This is a genomic window from Bradyrhizobium sp. P5_C11_2 (assembly GCF_054049755.1).
On record NZ_JBFULT010000425.1, the window covers coordinates 1 to 6,629 of the forward strand.

Annotated in this window: 7 protein-coding genes and 2 pseudogenes; 6 read left to right on the plus strand and 3 right to left on the minus strand. The window is 62.0% G+C overall.

The genetic code is table 11. From position 1 onward, the window contains the following. Positions 1-323 precede the first annotated feature (323 nt). From ACXJL8_RS29815 to ACXJL8_RS29835, 5 genes and pseudogenes are all read left to right on the plus strand, one after another. Complete coding sequence (locus ACXJL8_RS29815; RefSeq protein ID WP_456621007.1) at positions 324-701, plus strand: response regulator transcription factor; 378 nt, start codon at positions 324-326, stop codon at positions 699-701. Positions 702-814: 113 nt separating this feature from the next. Continuing rightward, positions 815-1,073: pseudogene (locus ACXJL8_RS29820) on the plus strand (IS5/IS1182 family transposase); the annotation flags it as partial. Between the two features lie 531 nt (positions 1,074-1,604). Next, positions 1,605-2,402 (plus strand): hypothetical protein, encoded by a 798-nt coding sequence (locus tag ACXJL8_RS29825; RefSeq protein ID WP_456686078.1) that lies wholly within the window; start codon positions 1,605-1,607, stop codon positions 2,400-2,402. An 80-nt stretch (positions 2,403-2,482) separates the two neighbouring features. Next, positions 2,483-2,941: a hypothetical protein gene (locus tag ACXJL8_RS29830; RefSeq protein ID WP_456621009.1), complete on the plus strand. Its 459-nt coding sequence runs from the start codon at positions 2,483-2,485 to the stop codon at positions 2,939-2,941. 19 nt (positions 2,942-2,960) lie between these two features. Beyond that, positions 2,961-4,730 carry a S8 family serine peptidase gene (locus ACXJL8_RS29835; protein WP_456621010.1) on the plus strand — a complete coding sequence of 590 codons (1,770 nt, stop codon included), beginning with the start codon at positions 2,961-2,963 and terminating at the stop codon, positions 4,728-4,730. A gap of 46 nt (positions 4,731-4,776) precedes the next feature. On the opposite strand, the pseudogene ACXJL8_RS29840 reads toward ACXJL8_RS29835, so the two are convergent. Further along, positions 4,777-4,892: pseudogene (locus tag ACXJL8_RS29840) on the minus strand (family 1 glycosylhydrolase); the annotation flags it as partial. A 77-nt stretch (positions 4,893-4,969) separates the two neighbouring features. Beyond that, complete coding sequence (locus ACXJL8_RS29845; protein ID WP_456621011.1) at positions 4,970-5,446, minus strand: MarR family winged helix-turn-helix transcriptional regulator; 477 nt, start codon at positions 5,444-5,446, stop codon at positions 4,970-4,972. Positions 5,447-5,543: 97 nt separating this feature from the next. Between ACXJL8_RS29845 and ACXJL8_RS29850 the strand changes: the two genes are divergently transcribed. Beyond that, positions 5,544-5,912: an antibiotic biosynthesis monooxygenase family protein gene (locus ACXJL8_RS29850; protein ID WP_456621012.1), complete on the plus strand. Its 369-nt coding sequence runs from the start codon at positions 5,544-5,546 to the stop codon at positions 5,910-5,912. Positions 5,913-5,981: 69 nt separating this feature from the next. Here the strand turns inward: ACXJL8_RS29850 and ACXJL8_RS29855 are convergent. Continuing rightward, positions 5,982-6,629: hypothetical protein (locus ACXJL8_RS29855; protein ID WP_456686079.1), on the minus strand; the 648-nt coding region annotated here is incomplete at its 5' end.

The following is a 6,629-nucleotide window of genomic DNA, read 5'->3' on the forward strand; positions in this document are numbered from 1 at the left end:
GCGTACGGATCGGCACGGAGGTTTTGCTGATGGTAGGCTCGTACCAACACTCATCCGGCTTGCGAGCCTGTGTGATTGGTTGTGCAGTGGCTGAAAATAAGGTCGCGAGGCCGTTTGGGAAGAATGAATTTCTGCAACCGCGTGCCCCAAACGTGCAAAGCCGATCGATCCACAACCGCTGGTCCGCGGTGCGAGGGTGTTGGGCGGGTGCGAGGCGCCGATAGCAAATCCTGATAGGCCAGTGCTTTGCTTTGCGGCAGCTCTGGCATCGTCGAGTCCCCAGCCTTGTGCAAACACCACCAGTGTTCTAAAATCACCCAGCAATGGCAAAAAAATCTCTCATTGCGATTGTCGATGACGATGAATCCATTCGCGTCTCGACGGCAAACCTCATTAGGGCATTCGGATTCGCTGCCCGGGGTTTTGCGTCCGCTGAGGAGTTTCTGCAGTCGCCGGAACTCGGCGAAACGTGCTGCGTCATTTCTGATGTTCAAATGCCGGGCATCGGCGGTCTCGAGTTGCAGAGCCGATTGGCGTCCACACATCGTCGAACGCCTGTCATCTTTATTACCGCTTTTCCGGATCTTCGAATCCAGGAGCGGGCGATCGCGGGTGGGGCCATCGGCTTTCTCACGAAGCCTTTCGACGGAAAGACCCTCATTCAATGTGTCGATCGCGCCCTCAAGCGGTCCAACAGTTGAGCGCATTTCTCGCGGGCGTTTCAGGCGAGCCGAGTGGCGCGCTCAGCAAGCTTGCGCAATTTCACATGAATTGCAGCAATAATCAGTCAGCGCTTGACCCGCAACCGCGGCTAGATGCGGACTGGATCAGGGAGCTTGCCCGTCAGCAAGGCGCATGGGCGAATATCCCACCGAAACGAAATCGCAAAGACCCGATCCGCTCTAGTCCGTATCTCTATCGCGCGCGCAACTTGGTCGAGCGCCTTCAATAAGATCAAGCAGTGTCGGCGTGTCGCGATCCGATATGACAAATTCGCGGCCAACCATCTGGTGTTCGCCAAACTCGCATCAATCCGTTGCGCGCTAGTGAGTCCACGCCCTAGCATTCGCTGAAGTTGACACGGATGCACATCGGAAGGCTCGCTGACCAGGCAAAGAGTGCTGACGAAAATCCGCGCGGCTTGAAATTTTGCGGAGTTTGATTGCCGCCAAAATATCGCCGCGCTTTCGCGAAACTATTTCGACGTGAGTACGTTTTCCGCGTCTCTGCTCATTGCAGCACTGGGGAGAAACCAGCGTAATTGCCAAGCGTTCGAGCGGACGTAAGACATAAATGATAAATGGCTGGCCATCGTGCCAGCGAGGAAAATCCGCTCCCACCTTTTTCGACGGCAATGATCTTGCCGCTCTAAAACATCTCACCGTTGGCTTGTCACCTTGAGGGGACGCAACTCGCGCCTCCCAGGCGGGCGACATTGCTTGCGGCCTAGACTTCCGTGCCAAGCATTTGAACTTGAAGCTCCAACGCCGTCGCACCGGCGTGACAGACCACTATTGCCAGCGAAGGGGTCGCGCATGCGACCGGCCTTTGCAGGATTCTCGGCAGGATTTTGGGCTGAGGGCACCACCATCGGAGATCGAGCGATGACCTATTATGACACCCTGCAACRGAACCTCGCGCATGGTTCGCCGTTCGGCCAGTCCGGTCCGCAACAATGGGGATCGGGAGCATTCGGTTCGCAAGGCGGCCAACAGCAAGGCGGCCAACAGTATGGAGGAGGCGGTCCTGGATTGGGCCAGGCTGCCTATGGACAGCAATACGGACAGTTCGGCGGTCAGCCGACCTTTGGCGCGTTTGGATATGGCCCCGGCTGGGGCGGGCAAACGGGCTGGGGTCAGCAGCCGGGTCAGCAGCCGGGTCAGCAGACCTGGGGCGGACAACAGCGCCAGCTTTCGCCGCAGGACGTGAATGAGGTCGTTCGGCAATTGGTACCGGCGCTGCCTCAAATTCTCGCGCAAGCTCAGACTCCATTCGCAGGAATGGGCTATGCGGCTTACGGCCAGGCGCCGCGGCAGCTAAGTCCGCAAGACGTGAGCGAGGTGGTGCGGCAGATCCTGCCCATCGTGCCGCAGATCATGGGAATGCTGCAAAGCCAGCCCCAAATGCAGCATTCGGCCATGCACGGCGGTCCGGGTCAGGGTCAATTCGGAGGCCTCGGTCAATTCGGTCCCGGCTATCCCACGCAGGCTCAGCCGGCGCAGATGTGGGGTACGCAGTTCGGCGCGCCGCAGTTCCAGGCGGCGTTCGGCGGTCAGACGGGCTTTGGCCAGCAGCGACAACTGACGCAGCAAGACGTCGCTGACATCACCCGCCAGCTGATCGGCGTCATACCCCAGGTCATCGGCAACCTTCAGGCCTACGGCCAGCAGCGGATGATCTGACCGCGCGGTAAGGCGCGACCGCCGCCAAAAGCGGCGGTCGCGCCTGCCGTTGCGCATGCTTCCTCCCAAGGAGAACCCTCATGTCGGATTCCAATCCCTCCGCCGCATCCGCGTCACAGCGCCACTCCCCGGACATTCAGCAGCTCGTGGGCCTGCTCGGCAATTTGATGCCGCTGCTCTTGCGCCTGCAGTCGCACACGTTCGAGCAGCCGTTCCGAACCATGCCCGGCAACTTCCCGATGCCGAACCCGGTGCTCGATCATCAGGCTGCGGAAAACATGATCGGAGACATGATCGCGGAATCACTGCGTTCGCTCTCCGCCTATCTCGAGGCCAACGCGGCACAGCATGCGGGCCTCGAAAACTGCGTCGCGATCGTCACCCAGGCAGCCAACAAGTTTACCGAGCGGGATTTTGCGCAGGCCTTCAACCTGATCTATTTCGCCTATCGCGCGATCGAAGCCGCCCGCGCAGCCGATCCCCGCCTTCCGTTACCGCGACAGGCTTCGATCGATCGCACGCAATCTTCCATCCACTGAAATCAACGGAGGCCACGTCATGGCAACAAGTCCAGATGATGCGCGACCGACCTCGAGCGACAATCGACGCAAGCAAGTGCGCACCACTCAATACATGATCGCGCCAGCAGGCGCCGGCATCAGCGCTCAAACGCTGGCCGAACAACTGAACCGGTTCGGCAACATCCTGTGGACCCACGACCAGCGTGGCGTCAGCGGCCCGCCAATTGCGATCGTGCGCATGCCTGACGAAGCCGCCGAGGTCTTGCGCCGTTCCACGGGAGGTAGCCTCATCATCGAGCCGGACAGCCATCTGCGAGCAGCATCCTTTGCCGGTCCAGCCTCGTCTTTCATCCCGGCGGCGATGACCGCACTCGGGCCGGACTTGACGGTGACGATCCGGGTCCTCAGCGAAACAGGTGCGCCTGTGGAACACGCAACTGTGCAGCTCGTCGGCGAGCAAGCGTCAGTTCAAGGACGGACGGACCGTGATGGCAACGTCGATCTGACGCTGCGGGACGAAGTGCCGGAAACAATCGCCGCCATTTTCGTCAGCGCACGCTCCGGCCATTGGGGCTTGTGGCAACAGCAGCCCTATATCGAGGCCGATGCGGTGAACACCCTCACCCTGAAACCGTTGCCACTACCTGACCGGCCGGATTGGGGCGGCGAAGCGATGCGCTTCGATCAGATTCCCGACCATTGCCGTGGAGCTGACGTCAAGATCGCGCTCATCGACAGCGGCGTGGCGACCAGCCACAAGCAATTGGCTGACATCAAGCACGGTATCGATGCTAGAGGTGGCGACGATCGCTTATGGTCAAAGGACGTCACTGGCCACGGTACGCCTTGCGCAGGCATCATCAATGCGGCAGCGCAGGCAGATCACGGCATCCGCGGCTACGCCCCGGACAGCGAGCTGCATGTTTGCAAGCTTCCCCCAGATGCCCGTTGCAGCGACCTGATCGCGGCGCTCGATGATTGCCTGCAAAACGGCATCGACGTGGCGTGCATCGGAGTCGGTTGCGAGCGCGGCTCCGTGCTGGTTGAGCAGCACATTGCCATGGCCAAGCAGCAAGGCGTCAGCATCATCGCTGCCGCCGGCAACTCCGGAGAGGGCATACTGTTTCCGGCCTGTTCTCCGCATGTCGTAGCGGTCGGTGCGGTCGGACAGATGGGAAGCTTCCCGGAAGACAGTCCGCAGGCGGCGCAGGCCGCAGCCGCCACTGCGGCGGCGGGCGGGTTGTTTGTACCGCCGTTTTCCTGCCGCGGGTCCGAACTCGACCTGTGCGCGCCCGGTGTTGCGGTCATTGCCTGCCAGTCGCCGGACGGCTACGCGGTCTGCGACGGCACCTCGCTTGCAGCGGCTTACGTCGCCGCGCTTGCAGCCTTGATCCTCGCCGACCACGCCGACTTCAAGGGCAGCTTCGCCGCAAAGGATGTCCACCGGGTCGAACGGCTGTTCCAAATTCTGAAGGATACTGCGCAGCCCATCGGCCATCCATGGCAGACCGGGGCGGGGTTGCCGGATGCAGCCCGCGCACTCGGCGTCCGGACCGATCAGCGGCCCTTCGCCATGCCTCTGAATGCCGGATTGCGCGAGATGCGCAGCGCCATTCGGCAGCTCGATCGGACGCCATTCGGCGCAAGCCAGGCGATGATATTCGAGCCGCCGCGCGGCCCGGCCAACGTGACGCGGCTTCCGCTGAATCCGGCCCCTCTCGCGTTCCAGGCTGCCGGCGGGGGAACAGCGACAGTGCATGAACTCAGAGCAGCTATGGCGCTCGCGGGTCTAGCAGAAGGACCTTAGGGGATAATCGGGACCGGCCGTCCTAAAACGTCGCCTGCATAAGGGCCCGCGGCCAGGCGACCGAGAAGCGGCAGGCCTTGCAGCCGAGGTCGCGGATGAGCGCGATATCCTCCTTGTAGGGTGATAGTGCTCGTTGGCGCGGTCACCTGTGGTGCCGTCATCCGCCGAAGGCGCCCATCGCCGCGAACGAACCGGTGCTGGAGGGCTGCTCCGGCATGACTGCGACCGCGCGGTCGCGATCAGGCCTGCTCGTCAGCATCTCCATCTCCTTGCAGCTTGCTGCGCAGCGCCGACATGACGGCCCGCGTGGCTTCGATATCCTTGACCCGAAGTCCTTCCGAGAGTTGGTTGATCCAAGGCGCCTGCAGGCGCATGGCCGTCTCGAACGTCTGCTTCCCCTTGTTGGTCAGAACGACGAGTTGGGCCCGCCGGTGATGCGGATTGGGCTCAAAGGCGACCAGCCCCTCCTTTTCCAGATCGTTGACGATCCGCTGCACGTTTTGCCGGTTCGCTCCCATGTCCCGCGCAAGCCACGCGACCGGCTGCGGCCGGGCCGCCGTGACGATGGTGCCGAGGACCTGCCAGCGGGCACTCGTCAGGCCAAGCTTGGCGACCAGCCTGTCGCCCGCCGCGAGCAGGCGGTTGTTGAGGCCGAAGAGGTCGAGAATGAGGGTGGTCAAGGCGGTTCCGGCCGGCGTCCGCTCGCTATCTTTCATATGTCACCATAGATCATTATTGACATGATCATGTCAATATTTTAGTATTGATGATGTCGTAATGACATCATACCACCAACTCGAACGGAGCTCAAAAATGGCGCGCTTGCAGCCAATGGACCCTGCATTCCCAATCGAACGTCAGCTCGCCGTCGACGCTTCCCCCGTCGTGCTCGTGAACGTCTTCACGCTTGCCAAGGCCGACGAGCAGACGTTCCTCCGGGCCTGGCAGGACGACGCGGACTTCATGAAGGGGCAGCCAGGCTTCATCTCGACCCAGCTTCACCGCGCGATCGGCGAAAGCCCGACATACCTGAATTACGCCGTCTGGGAATCGACCGCCGATTTCCGCGCCGCGTTCACCCATCCGGAGTTCAGGGCAAAGATCGCGGTCTATCCGGCTTCGGCGGTGGCGTCCCCGCATCTCTTCCAGAAAGTCGGCGTGCCCGGCATCTGCGTGGCCTGAGCGCGCCCGCTTCCGTCTTTCGGCCGGCACGATGACCAGTCCCGGTCGATCTGAGACGTGAAGCTCCGCTCATCCGCCCGGCCGCGGCGCGTGGCCGTCACCGCTGTTGCTCGGCTGACACAATAGGTCGAAGGCCCGGCCGAACGCGTTGTGGCCGCCCTGGCACTTGATCCCTTGCAGACCGCCATTGACCGCCGTCATGGCGCCGAGGAACGCCAGCAACAAAACCAGGGCGGCAAGTCCCAGAGCGGTCCTTTGGAGCCAGCGGAATCTTCGCCCGAGGAGATCTTCGGTAATCAAGCTTGCGAGATGAAATGCCGCAGTCACGCCGAGGGCTGYGAAGCCGAAGTTGCGAGCGCCCGGCGCCGAAAACAGCAACGAGCCACCGATGATCAAGGCTTCGAAGACGTACAACAATCCCAGCCAGTGGCGCGAGACGACCTGGCCCAGGCTGCCCGGCGTCGAGACCGTCAGCAAGACCTGGAGCGCGCGGCCGCTGCGGGTGAGCCAGATCATCCTGCTCCACTGCGATTGATTGTGCTTCTCGATATCCTCCAGCACCCGGCCGGTGATCGTCAGCCCGCGCGCAGCGATATCGAGCGTCGCCTTGGTTTCGAGGTCGCGGTTGACCTCGTAATATTTCCGCACGTAGTCGACCATGCTGGCATCGCCGAGCACAGCTTTCAGCGCCTGGGCGATCTGCACGCGGCGCTGACC